Origin of the sequence: Ancylobacter terrae (genome assembly GCF_045108345.1) — a bacterium.
Lineage (GTDB): Bacteria > Pseudomonadota > Alphaproteobacteria > Rhizobiales > Xanthobacteraceae > Ancylobacter.
Genome location: NZ_JBJGXH010000001.1, coordinates 2,972,612 through 2,992,652 on the forward strand (window position 1 = coordinate 2,972,612; position 20,041 = coordinate 2,992,652).

The window sequence follows — 20,041 nt, forward strand, 5'->3', positions numbered from 1 at the left end:
GCAGCGGGCGGAGCACCCTAAGAGACGCGTTTTTGCGCGGTCACGCGGGCGCCGCAGCCTCGACCACGAGACGTGCGGCGGCAAGGTCCTCGAGAGCCGCTCCCACGGACTTGAACAGCGTGATCTCGCGGGGGTCCCGGCGGCCTTCGACGAGACCGGCGCAGAGGTCGTGCAGTTCACCGCGAACCCGGTCGGTCGACCAAAGACCCGCACCGTGGGGCATCAGCAGGTCGCCGGCTTCCGAAAAAGCCCCTGCGCGCGTGTCGACGAACACCGAGCTGCGCATGACGAGGGCGTCGTCGCTTTCGCGCATCTGCGGCGTGAACGCGCCGATCAGGTCGACATGGGTGCCCGGGCGGACGTCGTCGCCACGCACGAGCGGCTCGCGCGAGGTCGTAGCGCAGCTCACGATATCGGCCTCGGCGAGGCCCTCGGCGATCTCGGCGACCGGCGAGGTCGCGAAACCCGCTTCGCAGAGACGCTCGGCGAGGACCTCCGCCTGGGCGGGCCGCCGGCCCCATACGAGCACGCGCTCGATCGGTCGTACCGCGCGGTGGGCGCCGGCGAGATGGGCCGCCACATGGCCGGTCCCGACGATGAACAGCGTGCGGCTGTCGGGGCGCGACAGGTAGCTCGACGCCAGCGCCGAAGCGGCAGCGGTCCGCCGGTTGGTCAGCGCCTCGCCATCGATGATCGCCGATGGCGAGCCCGTCTCGCCGTCGAACAGAACGTAGAGCGAGGACACCGCGCCCATCCCACGGGCCGTATTGCCGGGGAAGACGTTGACCAGCTTGACACCGATCGCCTCGCCCCGCCGCCAGGCCGGCATGCACAGCAGGTGGCCGGGCGCCGCGTCCGTGCCGACAGAGTAGGACAGGCGGGTCGGCATCCTCTCGCCCTCCGCCCGGAAGGCCGCACGCAGCGCCTCGACCAGCCGGGCATAGCCGAGTGCCGCATGGACCTCCTCGGCATCGAACTGGCGCGGCATTGGCTTCTCCTGTGAATCGTCGTCGAGCCATCGGCTCCGCTTGGGGGACCGGCCGGCGACACCGTCAATCCGACCAGAACGGCGCAGATTTCCGGAAGCCCCGCCATTCGCGCTCCAATGTGGAGGCACCAGCGGTGCCCGCATGGGCTTGCCATCCGATGATCGTGCCGATGGCACGATGGATGTCGGGATCGCGGCTGCCCGCGGCGATCGCCTGAAGCAGCCCGGACGTCGTCGCCCTGTCATTGGCAACGCCCAGCGTATCCTGGAGACACGCCAGGCGCTTGAGGTAGTCCGACGCGCGCGGGCCATCGTCGAACAGGGTCAGGAAGAATTCCGCCGCGTAGCGCAGTTTCTTCAGGGTGAGCCGAAGCTCGTGACGGGCCTCGGGCTCGAGGCGGTCGAGATGGCGCCCCTGCTTCAACGCCTTGCGATGCAGGCGGCTGAGAGCCCGCGCCCCAAAATCGCGGGCCGGGCCGGTCAGCACCGCGAGCTGGCTGCCGTCGATATCGTTGCGCCAGCTCCGCCGCTCGATCGTTCGTCCCAGCGCCAGCAGGAAATGCGTCGTCTGCTGGTCGACGAGCGCCGTGCGGGCCTCGTCATATGCCGCCGCGCGCAGGGGGCCTGCCAGAGTTGCGACGCCGTGGAAATCCACGTCGGGCAACTGCTGCGCCGCCATGTCGGGGATGGTCGAGCTGATGAAGACGTCCCAGTTCCGGGCGGCCCCCAGTGCACGCGCGAGACGGCGGGAGTCTGCCGACAATGCCAATACGGCGGGCGCCGGTATCTCGCGGCGGAACAAGGCGAGAGCCGAGCGCAGGCGCCGCAGCGCCACCCGCGTCTGATGCACTCCCTCCACATCCTGCCCCGCCTCGGCGACCGGCAGGTTGGCAATCAGGTGCCGCTGGCAGCCGGACAGGATGGACAGGATGGCCGCATCCGCCGTGTCGTCGGCCGACAGGAGCGTGGGGCGCGCCTTCGTCGCCTTGGCACGCGTGCCGCGCGCGAGGGCATAGCCTCGCTCCGACTTGCTGGCCGTCCCGATGCGCAGCGGCGCGATGTCCAGCAGCGCCAGCGCCAGTTCGTAAAGGGCGCCGGTGTCGCCGGACTTGAGTTCCAGCTCGACTTCAGAGATCGGTTCGCGGCGGCCGGCGGCCTCGATCCAGCCTTCGTCAACGGCGAGTTCGACCACGCCGTCCGGCAGATCCAGAAGCACGACGCGCCGCCGGACCTGCGTCGTGAACAGCGGCAACAGGCTGTCCGCAGCGAGCGCCGACAAAGGCGGGCCGAGCTGATCCAGCGGCAGCAGCGAGAGATCGAGCACGGGGCCCGGCAGTGGGGATTCATATTCACCGCGCCGCAACGGGTCAGCCCCCGGCGGCGTCTTCAAAGTCTGCACGAAGCGTCGGCCGGCCTTGCGTACCCGCAGCGCGACGGCGTGGGCCGCCAGCAGCCCCTCGGGCGTATCGAAATAGGTTGCCTCGAGCCGCCGCGCGATGGGCTTGCGGCGGGCATGCCGCATCACGAGGGGCGCGGCAAGAATAGCCTGAAAAGCCCCCGCGGGCACCAGCAGCTTGAGTTCAATCTCGTGACCCGACGAGGGCGACGCCGCGGCACCGCCGGACTCCGGCGTCGGCCCGGCTTCGGTCGATGGGCCTGGCCGCGACGATCGCCCCCTGCGTCCCCCGTCAACGATGCTCATCGGGCTCCGGGTCCTCGCGGTCCGGCGCGGCACCGCGGAAGCCGGTTGCCACGACGTACAGCTCGGCCGAATCGGCACGGCTGGCCTGCGGTTTCACATGCCGGACGACAGCGAAGTCGCGCTTCAACGCCGCGAGCAGCTCTCCCTCCGTACCTCCCTGGAACACCTTGGCGACGAAGGACCCGCCCGGCGCGAGCACGTGGCGGGCGAAATCGGCGGCGAGTTCAACCAGCCCGACGATGCGCAGATGATCCGTTGCCCGATGCCCCGTGGTGTTGGCCGCCATATCCGACAGCACCACGTCTGCAGGCCCGTCGAGCATCTCGATGAGCTTCGCAGGCGCGGATTCGGTGAGGAAGTCGAGCTGCGCAAAAGCGACGCCGGGCACCGCCTCCATCTCCAGCAGATCGATCGCGACAACGCGGCCACGGCCCTCCTCCGCCTTGACGCGCTGCGCCGCCACCTGGCTCCACCCGCCCGGTGCCGCGCCCAGATCGACGACGCGGCTGCCGGGCTTCAGCAGCTTCAGCTTGTCGTCGATCTCGATCAGCTTGTAGGCGGCGCGCGAGCGCCAGCCCTCGCGCTTCGCCTTCGCGACATAGGGGTCGTTGAGCTGGCGCTGCAGCCATTTCTGCGACGAGGAAGACAGCGAGCGTGCCTTCTTCAGCCGCACCTTGAGGGGGCGCGCCTCCGGGCGCCCGGAGGCGCCTTTCGCCGACTTCGGCTTGTCCTCGCTCATGGCGCGGGCGACGCTCCGCTGCGCCATACGGCATCGGCGCGCATCAGTTCGACGAGGATGCCCTCGCGCAGACCGCGGTCGGCGACGCGCAGGCGATCGCAGGGGAAAGCCCGGTGCACGGCTTCGAGGATGGCGCATCCCGCCAGAACAAGGTCCGCACGCTCGGCGCCGATGCAGGGGTTCGCCACGCGCTCGGAGAAGGGCATGGCAAGCAGCCGGTCGACCACGCACTGAACCTCACCGGCCCCCAGCCACGTGCCATCGACTTGCGAGCGGTCGTAGCGCGGCAGATCGAGATGGACCCCGGCGACGGTCGTGACGGTACCCGAGGTGCCGAGCAGATGCAGCCGGCCGCAGTCGTGAGGCCCCACAGCCTCGATCAACGCGTCGAGGTGGGGGCGGAACTCGGCAACCATCGCCTCGAATCCCTCGCGGGTGACCTTCACGCCACCATGGCGCTCCGCCACCGACACGACGCCCAGCGGCACCGAGATCCAGGCGCGGATGATCGCCGCCGGCGGGCCGCCATCATGGGTCTCGATCCGGTCGAGCCAGACCACCTCGGTCGATCCCCCGCCGATATCGAACAGGATGGCCCCTTGCGAATGCGGGTCGACCAGCGGCGTGCAGCCGACGGCGGCAAGCCGAGCCTCGGTCTCGCGGTCGACGATCTCGAGGTCAAGCCCGGTCTCTTCCGCGACACGCCGGATAAAATCGGCGCCGTTGGCCGCGGCACGGCAGGCTTCGGTAGCGATGAGCCGGGCGCGGACCACATTGCGCGCATCGATCTTCGCGGCGCAGACGCCGAGCGCGTCGATCGCCCGCTGCATCGCCGGCTCGCCGAGGCGGCCCGATCCGATCAGCCCCTCGCCCAGCCGGACGATCCGCGAGAACGCATCGACCACGCGAAAACCCGATGCGGTCGGGCGTGCAATCAACAGGCGGCAATTATTCGTTCCGAGATCGAGCGCGGCATAGCAGGGCGCATGCGATCCAGCCCAGTGGCCGCCATGCGGACCCGCACCGCTGCCGGCTTCGCGCGGACGGGCATTGTCGCCACGGCGCGGGCGGCGGTGGCGCCAGCGGGACAGTCCCGCGCTTTCCGCGAATGGCTCGCCGCGGGTCACCCGTTCCCTTGCGGTGACCTCCTGCGCCGGTTCTTGGGTCTCATCGACCATCACTCGTCCCCGACCATGCCCTTCCGGACCGTTCTGGCGCTACGTCGCCGGGGCAGGATTGCCTCGCCACATCTCGGCCTAAATTGTAAGCAGCCGTGGCCGAGTGCGCAATGCCGGGCGAACATAAGCCGCGCAACCATCCCGCCCCCGACGAGGACGTCATGACCGCCTACGATACTCTTGCCCGCCATTTCGGCCGTATCGCCGCGCTCTCCAACGCGGTGGGGATCCTGCAATGGGACAGCGACACGATGATGCCGAAAGGCGCCGCCGCGTCGCGGGCCGAAAGCCTGGCACTGCTCCGCGTGTTACGGCACGAGATGGCGGCAGACCCCCGCATTGGCGACTGGCTGTCGTCGGCGGAGGCCGACACGCACCTCGGCGACTGGGAAAAGGCCAATCTCGCGGAGATCCGGCGCGGCTGGACCGTCGAGACTGCCGTCCCGGCCGATCTGGTAGAGGCGTCCAGCAAGGCGATTTCCGTCAGCGAGATGGCCTGGCGTCAGGCACGCGCCGATTCCGACTTCGCCGCGCTGTTGCCCCATCTCGCGGAGGTGTTGCGGCTGCAGCGCGAGATCGGGGCGGCCAAGGGCGAGCGCCTGGGGCTGGGCACTTACGATGCGCTGCTGAACGATTACGAACCCGGCGCGCGGTCGGCCGCGATCGACATGCTGTTCGACGACCTGGCGGCCTTCCTGCCGGATTTCACCGAGGCTGCCCTTGCCGTGCAGGAGCGGCGGCCGGCACCGGCCCCGCTGGCGGGACCGTTTCCCGTCGAGGCGCAACGGCGGCTCGGCCAGACCATCATGGCGGCGCTCGGCTATGACTTCGAGCGCGGCCGGCTCGACGTCTCGACGCATCCCTTCTGCGGCGGCGCCGACAACGATGTGCGCATCACCACGCGCTATGACGAGGCCGACTTCTCCAAGGCGCTGATGGGCGTCATCCACGAGACCGGCCATGCGCTTTACGAGCAGGGGCGCCCGGCCGCCTTCATGAACCAGCCGGTCGGCCAGGCGCGCGGGATGAGCCTGCACGAGAGCCAGTCGCTGATCATGGAGATGCAGGCCTGCCGCAGCCGCGCGTTTCTCGCGTTTGCCGCACCGCTGATGCGCGAAGCCTTCGGCGCTGCCGGGCCCGACTGGGAAGCGGACGCTCTGGCGCGGCGCTATACGCGCGTGGAGCGCGGCTTCATCCGCGTCGACGCCGACGAGGTGACCTATCCGGCGCATGTCATCCTGCGCTACCGGCTCGAGAAGGCGCTGATCGCCGACGCCATGCCGCTCGCCGATCTTCCGGCAGCCTGGAACGAGGGAATGCGCGCGCTGCTCGGCATAACCCCGCCCAACGACCGGCTGGGTTGCCTGCAGGATATCCACTGGCCGTCCGGAGGCTGGGGCTACTTCCCCACCTATACGCTGGGCGCCATTGCCGCCGCGCAATTGTTCGAGGCGGCGTGCCGCGGCGAGCCCGGCCTTCTCGCGGGTATCGCCCGCGGCGACTTCACGCCGCTGGTCGGCTGGCTACGGACCCATGTCCACGCGCAGGGGTCGCGCTACTCGACGGACGAGATTCTCACCCGTGCGACAGGTCGGCCACTCGATGTCGGTGCCTTCAAGGCCCATCTCGGCCGCCGCTATTTCGATGCCTGATCGTGGCTCGGAGGGTGCCGGAACGGGTATTCCCCGTGCCGTACCCTCAGGCCACCCCGTAAGCGCACATGCCGTGGATGGGTCGAAATGCACGCCTCCCCGGCGCGATGGCGCGTTAGGGGACATGGTCAGCGGGCTGCCGGCCTGCGGCGTGACGATGCCGAAGCCATGGAGGGGCACGCGGACGAGTCCCATGAGGCCGTCAGGCAAGCCCTTCCAGCCGGGCTACGGCGGCGCGGTGAAGCTCGCGGGAGCCGGTCGCGATAACGTTGACGTTCTGCCCACGAAGAAGTCCGCGCCCCGACCAGTCGGTGATAATGCCACCCGCACCTTCGATGATCGGAACGAGCGGCAGATAGTCCCATATCTTCATTCCGCAGTCGGTGACGATATCGGCATAGCCGGAGGCGAGGAGACCATAGCCATAGGCCTCCCCCTCCATGAGACGGTTCTGCGCTGGCAGCGCATTCCAGACGGCCATCGGGTCGTTGAGGCGCATCATTCCACCGCCCAGAAACACCGTCGCCTCACTGAGCGAGGGACATTTGCGAACCCTGGCCAGGCGGGCCTCCCCCCTGTCGACGAACATCGTGGGATGGCCACGGGCGCCGATCCAGCGCTCATCCGTTGCGGGCGCGTCGACAAGCCCCAGAATCGGCGTACCTTCAAAGAGGAGCGAGATGAGCACGGCGAACTGAGGGTGCCCTGCCGCGAAACGCGACGTGCCGTCGATCGGATCGATCACCCATTGGAATGACGAGGCGGTGCCGAGCGCCTCGAATTCCTCGCCTATGATGTCATGGGCCGGGAAGGATGCTGAAATCATCTCCCGCAGATGCGTTTCCACCGCCAGGTCGGCCTCGGTGACCAGCGAGGCGTCGGGCTTCCTCGCGATGCCGGGATCGCGGCGGAAATATTTCAGCGCTACCTCGCGCGCGGCATCGGCGAAGGAGGCGGCCGCGGCCAGATAGCGCCGATCGCAGGCAATCATCTCATACATGCGACGACCTCACCGTGATCGCCATTGTTGCGTGCGACGGATCGATCGCGAGAGCAGCATGTTCTTGACAAGCATGAAGGCGGCGATGGTGCCGAAGATGACGATCGACATTGCCGAGGCCGGCGCAATTTTGCCGGCATCGTTCCAGCGCACGATGGTGATGGAGGCCAGCTGGGTATCGGCCGAGAACAGGAAGATGACCGCGGAAACGGTCGTCATCGCGTTCACGAACAGATAGCCCCAGATGTCGACGATGGCCGGCAGGCAGATCGGCGCAACGATGCTGCGCAGCATGCGGAAGCGCGACACGCGCAGCGAGGCGCAGACCGCGTTGAACTCCCTGTCGATCTGTTTCAGCGCCGTCAGCGCGATGAGGTGGGGCACGGTGTAGAAATGAACGATCGTCGACAGGACGAGAATGGTAATCGTTCCGTAGATGAGGTTGAGAGGATTGTCAGGATTATTGAAGAAGAAAATGTAGGATAGGCCGAGCACGAGACCCGGAATGGCTAGAGGAACCATGCTGAGGAAATGCACGGCGCCCCGCAATTGCCCCGCGCCGCGCACGGTCTCGATCAGAAACGCGCCGAGGAAGATTAAGGCGGTGCCGAAGAGACTTGTCAGCAGCGCCAGCAGGATGCTGTGCAGGTAGACGGCGAGACCGGTATTGTCGACGGCTTCGAAATTATAGTGAACAAAGGTCAGGCTCAGATTGTACGGCCAGTATCGCACCAGGGACCCGAAGGCCGTTATGGACACGAGCGCAACGAAGCAGATCGCGACGACGACGCCAAAAACCAGGAAAACGACGTCGCGCGCACGATTTGGCTTTATCGTCAACGGAACCGACTGCGCGGAGACCATCGATACATTCCCCCGCAGCAGCCAGCGCTCGATGATGAAGGAGAGCAGTGCCGGTATCAGCAGGAACAAGCCGACCACCGCACCCATGCTGAAGTCGAACAGGCCGATAACCTGCTTGAAGATTTCGGTGGCCAGCACGGGGTAGGAACCGCCGATGACCGCCGGAGCACCGAAGTCTGTGAAAACCTTGACGAAAACAGCGAGCGTCGCGCTGACAAGGCCATAGCGGCAGCTCGGCAGGGTAATCGCAAAGAAGCTGCGGACCGGCCCGGCGCGCATGGCCAGCGCGGCATCGTAAAGCCGCTGGTCCGCCATCAGGAGGGATGTCGACAGGATAAGCACGGCCTGAGGAAAGGCGAAGATCACCTCCGCAATGACGATGCCGATGGGGCCATAGATGCTGTGCCCGAACATCAGATCCCGCAACACGCCCTTCTGGCCGAACAGATAGATCAGCGCCAGCGCCGGCAGCAGCGAAGGCGCAAGCAGCGGGATCATCGAAAGCGCGCGAAAGCTCGAACGGAACGGCGTCAGTGTCCGGGTCAGAAGAAAGGCAAAGGCAAAGCCGAGGCTGACCGTGATGACGGTCGAGATCGACGAGATGAAGACGCTGTTGATCGCCGCCTGCGCCAGTCCCGCCTCGGTCATGAAACGGCGGAAGTTGGCGAGGCCGACGAAGCCACCATCATTGTCCTGCACGCTGCGGATGAGCAGGAAGAACAGCGGAAGAACGATGGCGACGATCTGGAAGAGAAAGATCGCGCCAAGCAGCAGGGTGAGGAGCCGCTCGTCGCGCTCCGCCTTTTGCGTGATACGAGATGGCGCGCGACCCGCAAGAGAACTCAGCATGCCGCCCCTCCCTCGACAGGAAAGAGCATGAGCCTGTCTGCGGGAAACGCGACGGGCAGCTCTTCGCCCTGCCGAATGTTCAGTGTATCGATCTGGCTGCCGAGCACGCAGGCGTGGATCGGATCAACCGAGAAGTCGGGGACCGACAAGCGGATCCGCGACAGTACGCCTGAGAACTCGATGGCCTCCACCATCGCGGAGAACACATCGCTGGCCGGGACGGCGGCGGGACGCAGCACAATGTCTTCCGGCCGGATCGCAACCAGCACCGGCGTCGCGGCGCGGTAATGCCGGTCGGACCGGCAGCCGATCAGCCGTCCCCCGACCCGCACCTGCCCGCCATCGTGGAACAGGGCCTGCGTGGTGTTTATGTCGCCGACGAAATGCGCGACGAAGGGCGTGTGGGGAGCGCGGTATATCGTGGAAGGCGTGTCGAACTGCTCGACGCGCCCCCGGTTCATGACGATCACGCGATCCGCCATGGACAGCGCCTCGTCCTGATCATGGGTGACCATGATCGTGGTGATGCCGAGCTTGCGCTGCAGATCGCGCATTTCCTCGCGCAGCCGGGCGCGCACGCGGGCATCAAGGGCGGAAAGTGGCTCGTCCAGCAGCAGAAGCCCCGGCTGCATGGCGATCGCACGGGCGATGGCGACACGCTGCTGCTGTCCCCCGGAGAGCTGCGAAGGATATTTGCCGGCATGCTCGGGTATTCCGACCAACTCGAGCAGCTCCGCACAGCGCCGGGCGATATCTCCGCGGCTCAGACCCCGGCCCTTGAGGCCGAAGCCGACATTCTCGGTCGCGGTCAGGTTGGGAAACAGCGCATAGGATTGAAAGACGATGCCGAAATCCCGCTCCGGCGCCGGCAGGCGGGTAATCTCGCGCCCATCCTGACGGATATCGCCCGTATTCTGGGTTTCAAGTCCGGCGATCACCCGCAGCAAGGTTGTCTTTCCGCAACCGGACGGCCCCAGGAAACAAATGAACTCGCCCTTCCGAATGGAAAATGAAACGTCATCAAGAACGCGGACAGCGCCATAGTATTTGGAAACACCCGTGAGTGTCAGATAGGGCGCGTCCTCATCCGGCGGACTGATACGACTCATGAGGCTCTCTGGGATCGGTCGTGGGGCGTTCCAAAGCCGGCTGCGTGAGACGGCGGCGTTTTCCGGCAGGGCCTCCGCGGACCAAGGCCGCAGAGGCTGGGTATTCGTGACCAAAGGCGATCACTTCTTCGGGGCGCTCTTGCCGCCATAGCGCTTCTGCCATTCGGCAAGGATGCGATCCTTATTGGCCGCCAGCCAATTATAGTCGAAGAAGTTCATCTTCTCCTCTTCATTGGCCGGGTAATTGGCCGCCGTCGTGCTCGCGACGCCCTTGCGGGCCAGCACGGCATAGTATTTTCCGGCGATCTTCTGCGCCTCCTCGGTTGCCATGAAATCGATCAGCAGCCTGGCCGCCTCGACATTCTTGGCGCCCTTGAGAATGGCGTTGCCTTCGATTTCGGCGCCATTGCCCTCCTCAGGCAAGATCACCGCGAGCGGAGCCCCGGCATTGATCGATTGCACGCCGATGTTCGGATAGGACAGGCCGATGATGGCCTCGCCGCTCGCGGCCATCCGGCAGGGCGCCGAGCCGGAATGGAGGTACTGGGCCACGTTCTCGTGCAGCTTGTCCATGTAGCTCCACGCGCCCTCCTCGCCCAGCAACTGGAACCAGTTGGCGACCATCAGCAGGCCGGTGCCCGAGGACGCCGGGTTCGGCATCACGATCTGCCCCTTATAGGCCGGCGAGGTCAGGTCCGACCATTTGGTCGGCACCGGGGCGTTGCGCGCTTCGGCTTCCGCCTTGTTGAAGCAGACGGCACTGCCGAAAGCGTCGACCGGCGTCCATTGCGGGCCGCCGGGTTCGCGATCCGTCATGTGGGTCTTGAGATGCTCCGCCTCGGTGGTCTTGTAGGCATCGAGCAAGCCCTGCTTCTGCAGGATGACCAGCGAACTGCCGGGAAGGGACAGGATGACATCCGCCTGCGGGTTTGACTTCTCCGCGAGGATTCGAGCCAGGATCGGCCCGCCCGAGCCGTGGATCACGTTGACCTTGAGATCCGGATAGCGGGCCTTGAAGACCGGCATGAACTCCGCAAGGAACGGCTCTTCATTGACACTGTAGACGTTCAGCGTGCCCTTGACCGTATCCGCCTGCGCGACCGACGCGATCAGGGCGATCGACAGGCCGAGGAGCGTCTTTCGCGATGCCCGAAGACAGCGACCCAGGACGTTGCGTTTCATCGGAGTTCCCCATTTTTGGTTTATTTCTCGTTGATTAGCCCATGGCAAGCCACCGGTAACAATGACGATCTTTGGAAGGATTTATTTGACACGCTTATGAATAGCATGACGCGGAAAGCCCGCCTGCGCCCGACGCCGCTGGACGGAATAAGTCCGGACGCTCAGCTTTGCTTGCCGGCCTCGAACAGGGAGGACGCGCTGCGCACGATCGAGATGAAATCGGCCAGCAACCTGTTGGACGTGTCACGGTAGCCGATACCGATGCGGCAGGCCGGCATGTCCTCGATGATCCTGAACTCGACGCCCGGGCGTGAATAGAATTTCGCGGTACTGTGGGCGGAAATGCTGATGCCTTTCCCGGTCGCGACGGCCTGGAGTTCGGATTCGACCGTCGCGGCCTCAAGCACCACCCTGGGCATGCGTCCACCACGGTGTTCCATCGCAAGCCAGTAGTCACGCCAGACACTGTCGCCGGGTGCACCGATGATCGGCTCGGCAAGAATATCGGCGAGCATCACGCTCTTGCGTGTTGTCAGAGTATGGCCGACCGGCAGGCAAGCCACGCAGGGTTCGCGCGCCAACTCGACGACCTGAATGTCGTCGAGTTCGACCGGAGGACGAATGATCCCGCAATCAACCTTGTGATCGCGCAAGCCTGCCGTCGGATCGGTAAAGTCGAATTCGCTGAGGGCCAGGCGCGCATTGGGCCGGAGGCGCTCGAACTCCCGGACGATGGCGGGGATGTACTCCACCGCTGTCCCGATGAGGAATCCGACCCTCAGTTCGTTTTTCAGCGAGAGCTGGATCGAGTGCGCCTCGCCCGCGAAATCCTCAAGGGCTCGCTGGATATGGCGCGCCTTGTCGAACAGCAACTGCCCCTCTTCCGTCAACTCGACCCGGCGCGTGGTCCGCGCGAATAGCGGGAAGCCCACGTCTTCCTCGAGCTGGATGATGGTCTGCGACAGCGCCGGTTGCGACACGTTCAGCCGCGCCGCGGCACGGGCAAAGCTCTTTTCGAGCGCGACCGTGACAAAGGCACGGATATGGCGGAACTGGATATTCATAATCTGCTCGAATTAATTCTTCGAGCATTCGTCATTGTTGTCAATGACGCCGCATGAATAATCGCCTCATTCGAATTCGTTGAGGTGACCCATGGATATCGGCCACAAGCAGACAGAAGACGACAGCAAATATGTCGATATCGGCAGAAAGTCCCTTGTCCACGACCCGGTAGATGGCGACGATACCAAGATCACTTTGGTCCGGGCGCGCGGCTCACTGGTCTGGGATGACAAGGGACGGGAATATCTCGACTGCACGTCGCAAGCCTGGTCCAACAATCTCGGCGCCAACGATCCTCGCGTCATCGAAGCGGCCATCGCGCAGATGCGCGAGATCACCCATGCCCGCCCGAACTTCAACACGCTCCCGCTGCTCGAACTGACGGCGCGCCTGCGCGACATCGCGCCCGGCGACCTGACGCGCATCGGCTACTGCCTGCATGGCAGCCTTGCCGTCGAGATGGCGATCAAGCTTGCCTTCCGTAACAAGCCTGACCGGCACAACCTGATCGTGCTGCAGGACGCCTATCACGGTCGCTCCATCACCACGATGGCGGCGAGTTGGCCCCACCCGAACAACCCGTTCCTGGCGATCCAGCCGCGTTTCGTGCGTGTCCCGCATCCCGATCCCTATCGTCCACGGCTCGGGCTCGATGTGGAGACGGACTCCCGGCTTTGCCTCCAGCTTCTGGTGGACACGATCCAGCGTGGCGTCGACGGAGGCGTCGCGGCCATCATGCTGGAACCGATCATGGGCAATGGCGGGCACATCATGCTGCCGCGCAGCTTCCTCGCCGGCATCCGCGACATCTGCGATCGCTACGACATCGTGCTGATCTGGGATGAAATCCAGAGCTGCTTCGGCCGTACCGGCGCGATGTTCGCCGCCGACTATTATGGCATCGTCCCGGACATCATGACGTTCGGCAAAGGAGTGGGCGGCGGCTTCCCGCTGGCCGGCATCATGGCGAGCGAGAAGCTCACGGGCTTTCAGTCCGGCGAAGATGCGTTGACCTTCGGCCAGTTCCCCGTCGCTATGGCGGCGGCGGTCGCCACCATAGACGCGATCATTGCCGACAATCTCTGCGAGAAAGCGCGGGAGCTCGGCAATTACGCCACCCAGCGCCTGCACGAGATGGCCGATCGCCATCCACTGATCGGCGACATCCGCGGGCCGGGACTGTTCGTATCGTTCGAACTCGTCAAGGATCGCACCACCAAGGAACCCGCATGTCGAGCGGCCAGCGAGGTTTACAGGCGTGGCGCCGAAAGGGGCGTGCTGTATGGCGAAAGCCGCTATGCCGGGCTTGGGAACCTGATCAAGGTCAAGCCGCCTCTGGACTGCACGCTTCAACAGATGTCGCACGCATTGGACGTTCTCGATGGCGTGCTCGGCTCGATCGAAGCGGAGGGCATTGCCTAATCCGGCGGGCATGTATCGCCAAGGAGAGACTCTGTTTGGGCCGGCATTTGGATTGCGAGTGCGGGCATCACAACCTTCGTAAGAACATCCCTTTGTGAGGCGAGACTAACCTCTGACTTCCAGAAAGGTTTCGGATTCCGCCCGATCGCGAGGGCGGGCTAGGCACGCGGGCCTGCGGCGGAAAGGGTTCAAGGGACGAAACCGCGGTACGGCGCGCACGACGTCTCGGGAGCTAGTCACCTAGCACGTCGCCGCGCTCAACCGCATGAAGAAGCTGCCGACGATGAAGGAACTGGCGAGTTGATCAGGCCTCTTGCTCGCCGGGTTCACACAGGCTCGTCGAGCATCACACCAATGGCCTCGAGCCGCAGTTCCTGCAGTGTCGGCCCGTCGATTCTGCGACGGTTGCAGCACATCCAGCAGGAGCAGGTGGCCAAATGTTCGGCGTCCTTTGCCGAGGGGTTATAGGGGCGGACACGCCGCGCCTTGGCCTTCATCCTCATGAGGTCGCGGCGGCGGCGGGCGCGCTTTGGTTCGTCCATGGTGCCTGTCTCACTCTGCCGAGCCGACGCCGCGGCTATTAGCCGGGGTGGGTGTGGTGTTTGCCTGGTGCGTCGGCGTGGCGGCCAACCAAGAGGCGGCGGCACCCACGGCGACCAGCAGGCTCGGGGCGACATAGAGCAGGAAGGTCGACGTGCTCATGGCCGGAGCCTCTGGAGAACGTTCACTCCGCCGGGCCGAGGCGGTAGCTGCTGCGCCCGTTGAGGCGCATGGCGGAGCAACCCATGCCGACGACGACGATGGGGAGCACTACAAGTATAGAATCCCGGCGGCCGATAGCCAAAGCACCGCGCCGAGGATGATCCAGATGCTCGCCGGCCTGCCGCTGACGCTGGAGGAGTGCGGCGGCGCCGGGACCGAGCACGTCGATAGCGAGCACGGAAAGGCAAGCATCCGGCCTATCGTCGATCGCAGCCGCTGAGCGCTTTCGAGCCGGCCGCGCTACTCAACAGCACGCAGCACGGCGAGCACCTGCGCGGCGCTTATCTCGCTGGTGGGGCGCTTGCCGAGCGCCCGGCATGGGGCAAACGAGAGCAGCCACCGCACCTTTTCGATCGTCGGAGGGGCGCGGTCTTCCGATTCCAGCCGCTCCACATACTCATCAGCGATCGGCCCGAAGGTATTCCCCGTAGCGACCTTCCTCGCCAGCTTCTCGACCTTGGCCTTTGCGCCGGGATCGACGCCGTCCGCCAGGGCATCCTTCGCGGCGCCGCGCTTGGCGCGGCATCCTTCGGCGAGATGTCGGGTATGCGCCGAAAGCGAACTGCTTCTGCTTGCCATCGAAACGATAGGCAACGCGCCAGAGCTTTCCTCCGGTCGGCGTGACCAGCAGGTGCAGGCCGCCACTATCGGACAGCTTGAGCGGCTTGGAGGCGGGTTTCACGGCGCGGATGGCGGTGCCTGTCAACGGCATCCCCAGCACCCCGGGTTGGCACCCACGAGATTTGTTGGCATCGCTCGATGCCAACAAATCTCGTGGGTGCCGACAGGCCTCGGTGAGCTTGCCATCGCTCAAACCGCGCCTGTCTAATTCTTCTCAGCGTTTTGAGCTGCTGTGAGCCATCAGAAGCGGGAAGATGGTGCCCGGGGACGGAGTCGAACCGCCGACACTGCGATTTTCAGTCGCATGCTCTACCAACTGAGCTACCCGGGCGCAGTTCGCGGCGGGCTTAGCCGTGCGAAGCGGGCGGGTTATAGGGGGTTGGATCGGGCCTGTCCAGCCACCGGGCGACAAAACTCGCCCCATCCGCATGGATCGCTCATGGTGAGGGTGGCCGATGTGGACGGAGACAAGGTGCGTTGCACACCCTGCGCGGCGCCATGCCAGCGGCCAGGCCGTCCCGGTTCGGCTCTGAGCCGGCGCGGCCGACGCATATCCTCGCGCATCTGGCCGAGCCATTGCGGCCAGCTGTGGACCCATCCGTCTGACCTGCGCGGACGGGCTTGCGCCGTTCCGTCCGCTGTGGCAAACGTCCCCGCACTTCACTGGCGCACGCGCGTCGGTCGGGGCTGCGGTAGCTCAGTGGTAGAGCACTCCCTTGGTAAGGGAGAGGTCGAGAGTTCAATCCTCTCTCGCAGCACCATGATTTCCCTGTTGATCCAAGAAACTTGGCGCCGTACAAGGCTTTGCGGCGCCCTGACTGCTACACAGGAGCGCCCCACATGGCTCTTGTGATGGCACGACCTATGCGGCGTCCGGGATCGCCTTTCCTCACGTTTCGACAGCGGGTCCCTGCCGATCTTCTCGGTAAGGCGACTGGCCACGCGGTGCGTATCGTCCTTCCCGCCCACGGCGCCGACCCGGAACACACGGTGGAAGCGCGGGTCGGGCAGGGGGAAGTCTACTTCTCTTTGAGGACCCGCGACCCGGCGACCGCCAAAGCCCGCCAGGGGATCGCCCACGACTACCTCCAGCGGCTGTGGGCGTCTCTGCGGATCGGCCCAAGGCAGCTCACACAGCGCGAAGTCGCTGCCCTTGCTGGCGAATGGTATCGCTCCGAATTGCGTGAGTGGGAGGACCAGCCGGGACCGGCATCCGTCTGGGCCAAATTCGAAAGCATCATGAATTCGTTGACGGACCCAGAGCGCCTCCGCCGGGAGCTGACGCCGTTCGTCGACGAGGTGCTGGTGGAGAAGGCTCTGCGTATCGACGAGGACAGCTATGAGCGGCTGTTGATCGCCATGCGCGACGCCGTGCGGAACGCGGCCATGACGCTCAAGCGGCGGGCGGAGAACGACTATGGCCCGGACCAGCTTGCAGCGCGGTACCCCGAATGGACGGAGGCTCCTCCCGTCGTACCGCCCGGCACCGTGCCTGATAAGGCGCACACCTCCGCGCCCAGCTTGACCGGCCTTGTAGACGGCTGGGGCAAAGAGCGTGGCCCGCGTGGTAAGACGCTTGGCGAGGCTCGCCGCGTGGTCGGAATGTTCCACACCTTCGTCGGCCACGATGACGCCACGAGGGTCACCCCGGAAGATGTGGTGCGGTGGAAGGACAGTTTGGTTGAGGACGGCAGCCTTTCCCCGAAGACGATCAATGCGAAGTACCTCACGCCGCTCGGCACGGTGTTCAACTGGGGCGTCGCCAATCGCCGCATCACCAGCAACCCGGCTCGGGGCATCCGCTCCGCTGGGAAGGCGGCACCACGGGTGCGGGAAAGGTCGTTCACTGAGGCAGAGGCCACCACGATCCTCAAGGCGGCGCTGCGTGCCCAGGAGGCGCCCGGCCGCAACTCGCCGGAGACGCTTCTAGCTCGCCGGTGGGTCCCTTGGCTGTGTGCCTACAGCGGCGCTCGGGTCGCCGAGATAACCCAGCTCCGTGCCCAGGATTTCCGTCAGGAGCAAGGCGTCTGGGTGTTCGCCATCTCACCGGAGGCAGGGGCGGTCAAGACGGATATGCCGCGTATCGTTCCCGTGCACTCCGACTTGATACGACAAGGGTTGCTTGAGGTCGCGAAGGCGAAGGGCGAGGGGCCGCTGTTCTATGCTGACGGGCGCCAACGCCACCGGCTGGTGCGACGCAAGAAGGGCGAACGGGCATCGAAGGCCGTCGCGCCTCCGGCCCCAACGCATCCAGCGAAGACCGTTGCCGGCCGCCTCAGCGGCTGGGTGCGGGATATCGGCGTGAAGGACCCGAACGTGCAGCCAAACCACGCTTGGAGGCATCTATTCATGACGCTCTGCCGGACGCATGGCATTGCGGAGGAGGCGAGGTATTTCATCGTGGGCCATACTCGGCGGGACACCGGGCAGAGGTACGGCGAGGCGGAGCCGACCTATCTGGCGCGAGAGTTGGAAAAGATACCGGCCTTCGACGTGGGCGTGGGTGAATTTTCACAACATCATAGCTACCGTAAGAAGCGACCATCGCGCGAGGTGGGAGACGTATAGGCGTACATTATTATAAGCTGAAATACTAAATAATCTTATCTTGCCTCTGTAGCCTACCCAACATTAGGTCTTCCACGGTAGGATGGAAATATAATCTATGCGACCGAAGGTCGGCGGCAACCTCATGATCAGAACGTAAAGCGTGTTGTTCAACCCTAATTGCAGCCATCATTTCGAACGATGTAAGTAGTTGGGACGACAACTCATCAATTTCCAAGGATTTGACACCACCATCACCGATTCCACCTTTTTCAGTCATCCCAAATAAGACTACCCCATCTCGATTGGGGACAACGTTCAAGAAGCAATGATAAACAGCGATGCGATATTTATTGAATTCAGTTACAGAAAGTCTATTCCATGAGAATTCTGGGAGCTGTACGTCCAAGCCACAAACGATTACAGATATACAAAGAATTGCGCTATCAAATGTCCAGGAGTGTCCAATTTTTATCTTTCGATCAGGCGATTTTATTACATCATATTTTGAGTTTGATAGATCGGGATATAGTTTGTAAAATGCAGGCCAAAGCAAGAATTCTTTTCCGTTCATAATAAAGCATGCATGCGTTTCATTCGGAAGAGGAGGCACTTCGTTCGTGTATTTTATAAGAATTCCGTGACTTAAATCGCTGTTATGGATCGATATCCTTGATGTGGTTAGCGGTCTTAACTTAGATAATTCCTTAAAATTATCCAGGACGCCCCTTGGCGTTCCTAAATTATCTTCACCCTTAACGACTATTACCAAACTATGGTCAGATCTTTCTAAAACAAAAAATAACTGCCGTTCGCTGCCGTTCAGTTCATGGAAAAATAGAACCCGACCTTTGGTACGCGACATCGCTGGTGACTGCCCCGAATCACGCTGAATGATACCGAATCTAACATACCGTCTGTTCTCAGGGCGCGTAGGGTCTCTCGAAAGCTCCAGCTTCTACAAGCTGATCATGTGCAGCGACGAGCCGCAGGTCCGCACCTTACAGGAGTGGGTGACGCGCGAGGTGCTGCCCACGATCAACAAGACGCCGCTCCGCTTGCCGTGCCAAAACCTCCGCGCGACTCTTATCCCTCAACAATGGGGGATATCATGGGGCGCGGTAGCTACTATGGCGGCAGCACACTGATTGTGCGCGGCCGAGGCTGGTTCGGCGGAGAGAATGGGCCATCATCTGAGGACGATGAGCCCGCCACTAGAGAGCGAACTAATCTCAGCAAACGGCAGCGGCGCTGGAAGCCATACATGGCGAACATTGCCCAGTGTCTCGCGGCCGGCCGCCAACTCCCCGCTCTACCCGATGACGATGCAGACCTATTGCGGGAAGTGCACATGGCCGGCGGATTGGAGAAATGGGCTCGGGCTCACCCACATTTCGAAAAGGAGCTTCGCCGGATAAAGCGGCACCTCGACGGTCGGCGCATTCGCTAACCTCTCGAAATCGGAAATACGCGAGGCGCAATCTCTGCGACAATTTGCGTGATAGCTGCAATTGTAGAGCTAAATGCGGAGCGGGCCCGCAAACATGCAAGACGAAAACCGCACACGCGACGCCGTAATTGAATGCAGATTTGAGGTTTCTTCTAGATAGGAGCGTACAGCGAAATTTCATCTATAGACGCCCGAACACCTGCGGCGCTCACTCTGCGCGTGGACTTCTCCACATGCACCGAGGGCACCGCATGCACACCGCCGTTTCCCCGACCGCCTTCCCTTTCCCTGTTCCCCTCCACCCCTACGGCCGCCAACTTTCCGATATCCCCGCCGGCATCCGCACATGGGACGGCTGGCGGCCCATCGATGCCGTGAACCTCGATCACCTGCCGCCTCCCGGCTGGTACAGCGTCGGGCACTGGTCCGCCCTGACCGAGCCGAACATCTTCGCCTATTTCGAGGAACCGCTGGCCGATGTCCTGACGGAGCTGGAGCAGGTTGCCTTCGACGCCTGCCGGAAGGAGTGGGTTGAGCCGATTGAATGGCCCGCTCCGCCCGCCCTGGTGGCCGCCGGGATCGCCACGGTGTTCCTGTTCCCGGACCCGATCCTCCGGGAGGTGTCGCGGTGAGCAGGAAGAACGATCCCAAGCCGAGGCGGGCGGAGCACGGTCGCTTGCCGTCCCGTCCCGCGCCGCTCCCACGACCCCGGCAATCCCTCTACCAAGCCTTGGGTTTCAACGAGATAGGTGGGCATCGAGGCCCGGTCTTCGACCGACTGCGGCCGTATCCATGTCGGGAGGAGCCGGAGGAGTGAGGGGTAGTGCGGGGGATTAGAGCGGTAGCCGATCATTATGAATCGGATGTCCTTTCCAAATCAGGCCCGAACTGATTCAAGCTGCCTGCCGGAG

19 protein-coding genes and 2 tRNA genes are annotated in these 20,041 nt (G+C 64.1%); 6 read left to right on the top strand and 15 right to left on the bottom strand.

Annotated features, from left to right (window positions below):
• Positions 1-40 precede the first annotated feature (40 nt).
• The 4 genes from ACEUEL_RS14230 to ACEUEL_RS14245 form a co-directional block, all read right to left on the bottom strand.
• Positions 41-988, bottom strand: coding sequence for an ornithine cyclodeaminase family protein (locus tag ACEUEL_RS14230; RefSeq protein ID WP_405706426.1), 948 nt, complete (start codon positions 986-988; stop codon positions 41-43).
• 64 nt (positions 989-1,052) lie between these two features.
• Positions 1,053-2,690 carry a CYTH and CHAD domain-containing protein gene (locus tag ACEUEL_RS14235; protein ID WP_405706429.1) on the bottom strand — a complete coding sequence of 546 codons (1,638 nt, stop codon included), beginning with the start codon at positions 2,688-2,690 and terminating at the stop codon, positions 1,053-1,055.
• Entirely contained in the window at positions 2,677-3,429 is a 753-nt protein-coding gene (locus ACEUEL_RS14240) for an RlmE family RNA methyltransferase (RefSeq protein WP_405706431.1), read from the bottom strand. The genes ACEUEL_RS14235 and ACEUEL_RS14240 overlap by 14 nt, the downstream gene beginning before the upstream one ends.
• Positions 3,426-4,607 carry a Ppx/GppA phosphatase family protein gene (locus ACEUEL_RS14245; protein WP_405706433.1) on the bottom strand — a complete coding sequence of 394 codons (1,182 nt, stop codon included), beginning with the start codon at positions 4,605-4,607 and terminating at the stop codon, positions 3,426-3,428. The genes ACEUEL_RS14240 and ACEUEL_RS14245 overlap by 4 nt, the downstream gene beginning before the upstream one ends.
• Before the next feature lie 161 nt (positions 4,608-4,768).
• On the opposite strand from ACEUEL_RS14245, the gene ACEUEL_RS14250 reads away from it, so the two are divergent.
• Positions 4,769-6,259 (top strand): carboxypeptidase M32, encoded by a 1,491-nt coding sequence (locus tag ACEUEL_RS14250; RefSeq protein ID WP_405706435.1) that lies wholly within the window; start codon positions 4,769-4,771, stop codon positions 6,257-6,259.
• A gap of 202 nt (positions 6,260-6,461) precedes the next feature.
• Here ACEUEL_RS14250 and ACEUEL_RS14255 read toward each other — a convergent pair whose 3' ends face one another.
• From ACEUEL_RS14255 to ACEUEL_RS14275, 5 genes are all read right to left on the bottom strand, one after another.
• Entirely contained in the window at positions 6,462-7,259 is a 798-nt protein-coding gene (locus tag ACEUEL_RS14255; RefSeq protein WP_405706438.1) for an inositol monophosphatase family protein, read from the bottom strand.
• 9 nt (positions 7,260-7,268) lie between these two features.
• The gene (locus ACEUEL_RS14260; protein ID WP_405706441.1) at positions 7,269-8,972 is read right to left on the bottom strand and encodes a putative 2-aminoethylphosphonate ABC transporter permease subunit; all 1,704 of its coding nucleotides are present in this window, start codon (positions 8,970-8,972) and stop codon (positions 7,269-7,271) included.
• Positions 8,966-10,081: a putative 2-aminoethylphosphonate ABC transporter ATP-binding protein gene (locus tag ACEUEL_RS14265; protein WP_405706444.1), complete on the bottom strand. Its 1,116-nt coding sequence runs from the start codon at positions 10,079-10,081 to the stop codon at positions 8,966-8,968. Before ACEUEL_RS14265 ends, ACEUEL_RS14260 begins: the two co-directional genes overlap by 7 nt.
• A 120-nt stretch (positions 10,082-10,201) precedes the next feature.
• Positions 10,202-11,263 carry an extracellular solute-binding protein gene (locus ACEUEL_RS14270; protein ID WP_405706446.1) on the bottom strand — a complete coding sequence of 354 codons (1,062 nt, stop codon included), beginning with the start codon at positions 11,261-11,263 and terminating at the stop codon, positions 10,202-10,204.
• A 161-nt stretch (positions 11,264-11,424) separates the two neighbouring features.
• Entirely contained in the window at positions 11,425-12,327 is a 903-nt protein-coding gene (locus tag ACEUEL_RS14275) for a LysR family transcriptional regulator (RefSeq protein WP_405706449.1), read from the bottom strand.
• A 91-nt stretch (positions 12,328-12,418) separates the two neighbouring features.
• Between ACEUEL_RS14275 and ACEUEL_RS14280 the strand changes: the two genes are divergently transcribed.
• Positions 12,419-13,750, top strand: coding sequence for an aspartate aminotransferase family protein (locus ACEUEL_RS14280; RefSeq protein ID WP_405706452.1), 1,332 nt, complete (start codon positions 12,419-12,421; stop codon positions 13,748-13,750).
• Positions 13,751-14,076: 326 nt separating this feature from the next.
• On the opposite strand, the gene ACEUEL_RS14285 is transcribed toward ACEUEL_RS14280, so the two are convergent.
• Both ACEUEL_RS14285 and ACEUEL_RS14290 read right to left on the bottom strand, forming a co-directional pair.
• Positions 14,077-14,292 (bottom strand): hypothetical protein, encoded by a 216-nt coding sequence (locus tag ACEUEL_RS14285; RefSeq protein ID WP_405706455.1) that lies wholly within the window; start codon positions 14,290-14,292, stop codon positions 14,077-14,079.
• Positions 14,293-14,302: 10 nt separating this feature from the next.
• The gene (locus ACEUEL_RS14290) at positions 14,303-14,452 is read right to left on the bottom strand and encodes a hypothetical protein (RefSeq protein ID WP_405706458.1); all 150 of its coding nucleotides are present in this window, start codon (positions 14,450-14,452) and stop codon (positions 14,303-14,305) included.
• Here ACEUEL_RS14290 and ACEUEL_RS14295 point away from each other — a divergent pair.
• Positions 14,445-14,732 carry a hypothetical protein gene (locus ACEUEL_RS14295; RefSeq protein WP_405706461.1) on the top strand — a complete coding sequence of 96 codons (288 nt, stop codon included), beginning with the start codon at positions 14,445-14,447 and terminating at the stop codon, positions 14,730-14,732. The genes ACEUEL_RS14290 and ACEUEL_RS14295 overlap by 8 nt on opposite strands.
• Before the next feature lie 20 nt (positions 14,733-14,752).
• Here ACEUEL_RS14295 and ACEUEL_RS14300 read toward each other — a convergent pair whose 3' ends face one another.
• The 3 genes from ACEUEL_RS14300 to ACEUEL_RS14310 form a co-directional block, all read right to left on the bottom strand.
• Positions 14,753-15,004, bottom strand: a complete 252-nt coding sequence (locus ACEUEL_RS14300) for a phage integrase central domain-containing protein (RefSeq protein WP_405706785.1) — start codon at positions 15,002-15,004, stop codon at positions 14,753-14,755.
• The gene (locus tag ACEUEL_RS14305) at positions 14,913-15,224 is read right to left on the bottom strand and encodes an Arm DNA-binding domain-containing protein (protein WP_405706463.1); all 312 of its coding nucleotides are present in this window, start codon (positions 15,222-15,224) and stop codon (positions 14,913-14,915) included. Before ACEUEL_RS14305 ends, ACEUEL_RS14300 begins: the two co-directional genes overlap by 92 nt.
• A 164-nt stretch (positions 15,225-15,388) precedes the next feature.
• Positions 15,389-15,464 (bottom strand) — tRNA-Phe (locus ACEUEL_RS14310).
• Positions 15,465-15,819: 355 nt separating this feature from the next.
• On the opposite strand from ACEUEL_RS14310, the gene ACEUEL_RS14315 reads away from it, so the two are divergent.
• Together ACEUEL_RS14315 and ACEUEL_RS14320 are read left to right on the top strand one after the other, a co-directional pair.
• A tRNA-Thr gene (locus ACEUEL_RS14315) sits at positions 15,820-15,894 on the top strand.
• A 79-nt stretch (positions 15,895-15,973) separates the two neighbouring features.
• Positions 15,974-17,701, top strand: a complete 1,728-nt coding sequence (locus tag ACEUEL_RS14320) for a DUF6538 domain-containing protein (protein WP_405706466.1) — start codon at positions 15,974-15,976, stop codon at positions 17,699-17,701.
• A 25-nt stretch (positions 17,702-17,726) separates the two neighbouring features.
• Here the strand turns inward: ACEUEL_RS14320 and ACEUEL_RS14325 are convergent, their stop codons facing one another.
• Positions 17,727-18,545 carry a hypothetical protein gene (locus ACEUEL_RS14325; RefSeq protein WP_405706469.1) on the bottom strand — a complete coding sequence of 273 codons (819 nt, stop codon included), beginning with the start codon at positions 18,543-18,545 and terminating at the stop codon, positions 17,727-17,729.
• Between the two features lie 836 nt (positions 18,546-19,381).
• Here ACEUEL_RS14325 and ACEUEL_RS14330 point away from each other — a divergent pair.
• Entirely contained in the window at positions 19,382-19,762 is a 381-nt protein-coding gene (locus ACEUEL_RS14330; protein ID WP_405706471.1) for a hypothetical protein, read from the top strand.
• Positions 19,763-20,041 lie beyond the last annotated feature (279 nt).

Bases quoted from the DNA above. Each gene is read 5' to 3' on its own strand.
- ACEUEL_RS14230 (WP_405706426.1), bottom strand. From the start codon at position 988: ATGCCGCGCCAGTTCGATGCCGAGGAGGTCCATGCGGCACTCGGCTAT.
- ACEUEL_RS14255 (WP_405706438.1), bottom strand. From the start codon at position 7,259: ATGTATGAGATGATTGCCTGCGATCGGCGCTATCTGGCCGCGGCCGCC.
- ACEUEL_RS14250 (WP_405706435.1), top strand. From the start codon at position 4,769: ATGACCGCCTACGATACTCTTGCCCGCCATTTCGGCCGTATCGCCGCG.
- ACEUEL_RS14330 (WP_405706471.1), top strand. From the start codon at position 19,382: ATGCACACCGCCGTTTCCCCGACCGCCTTCCCTTTCCCTGTTCCCCTC.
- ACEUEL_RS14235 (WP_405706429.1), bottom strand. From the start codon at position 2,690: ATGAGCATCGTTGACGGGGGACGCAGGGGGCGATCGTCGCGGCCAGGC.
- ACEUEL_RS14260 (WP_405706441.1), bottom strand. From the start codon at position 8,972: ATGCTGAGTTCTCTTGCGGGTCGCGCGCCATCTCGTATCACGCAAAAG.
- ACEUEL_RS14240 (WP_405706431.1), bottom strand. From the start codon at position 3,429: ATGAGCGAGGACAAGCCGAAGTCGGCGAAAGGCGCCTCCGGGCGCCCG.
- ACEUEL_RS14285 (WP_405706455.1), bottom strand. From the start codon at position 14,292: ATGGACGAACCAAAGCGCGCCCGCCGCCGCCGCGACCTCATGAGGATG.
- ACEUEL_RS14265 (WP_405706444.1), bottom strand. From the start codon at position 10,081: ATGAGTCGTATCAGTCCGCCGGATGAGGACGCGCCCTATCTGACACTC.
- ACEUEL_RS14325 (WP_405706469.1), bottom strand. From the start codon at position 18,545: ATGTCGCGTACCAAAGGTCGGGTTCTATTTTTCCATGAACTGAACGGC.
- ACEUEL_RS14280 (WP_405706452.1), top strand. From the start codon at position 12,419: ATGGATATCGGCCACAAGCAGACAGAAGACGACAGCAAATATGTCGAT.
- ACEUEL_RS14305 (WP_405706463.1), bottom strand. From the start codon at position 15,224: ATGCCGTTGACAGGCACCGCCATCCGCGCCGTGAAACCCGCCTCCAAG.
- ACEUEL_RS14245 (WP_405706433.1), bottom strand. From the start codon at position 4,607: ATGGTCGATGAGACCCAAGAACCGGCGCAGGAGGTCACCGCAAGGGAA.
- ACEUEL_RS14275 (WP_405706449.1), bottom strand. From the start codon at position 12,327: ATGAATATCCAGTTCCGCCATATCCGTGCCTTTGTCACGGTCGCGCTC.
- ACEUEL_RS14290 (WP_405706458.1), bottom strand. From the start codon at position 14,452: ATGAGCACGTCGACCTTCCTGCTCTATGTCGCCCCGAGCCTGCTGGTC.
- ACEUEL_RS14270 (WP_405706446.1), bottom strand. From the start codon at position 11,263: ATGAAACGCAACGTCCTGGGTCGCTGTCTTCGGGCATCGCGAAAGACG.
- ACEUEL_RS14320 (WP_405706466.1), top strand. From the start codon at position 15,974: ATGGCTCTTGTGATGGCACGACCTATGCGGCGTCCGGGATCGCCTTTC.